A 514-nucleotide genomic window follows, 5' to 3' on the forward strand; every position below is an offset into this window, starting at 1 on the left:
GTCGCGAGACTGGCCGGGGTGGCGAGCCGCCTCGCCCCGGGGCCACAGCAGGAAGTGTCGCGCCAGCGCCCCGTCCACGACGCGAGGCCTCCGCCCCCTGCGCAGCCGCAGCGCCTGCCGCCGCTCCCGCCTCCCGCGCCTGCGGCCAGGGCCTGTGCCGTCATCGGCTGCAAGCGCCCCCACCGCAGCCAGGGCTACTGCGCCGCCCACTACCAGAAGCGGCGCCTCATGGCGGCCACCGGCCGGCTGCATGCAGCATGGGTGGAGGACGCCGCGCCCCACACCCTCCCCGACGTCATCCTCCCGCGCGGGCGCAGGCCCAAGGCCGACGCCGCGCCTTCCACACCGCAACCGCCCGTCAGCGCCACCCCTCGCATGTGGGTGCGCAAGAAGGGGGCGACGGGCGCGGACGGCGCCTCCGGACCTGGGGCGCCAACGCCGGCCGGGAAGCCGGAAGCGAATCCCCTCGCTTCGGAGCGCGAGCGCGCCAAGGCTACCGCCCAGCGCTGGGCCA

General features: G+C 77.2%; 1 protein-coding gene. It reads left to right on the plus strand.

Features of this window, described 5'->3' with window-relative positions; all coding sequences use genetic code 11:
- Positions 1-18: 18 nt before the first annotated feature.
- Positions 19-514 (plus strand): cell wall protein (locus FJV41_RS50000; RefSeq protein WP_246137927.1); only part of this gene is annotated, 496 nt, incomplete at its 3' end.

Source organism: Myxococcus llanfairpwllgwyngyllgogerychwyrndrobwllllantysiliogogogochensis, assembly GCF_006636215.1.
Lineage (GTDB): Bacteria > Myxococcota > Myxococcia > Myxococcales > Myxococcaceae > Myxococcus > Myxococcus llanfairpwllgwyngyllgogerychwyrndrobwllllantysiliogogogochensis.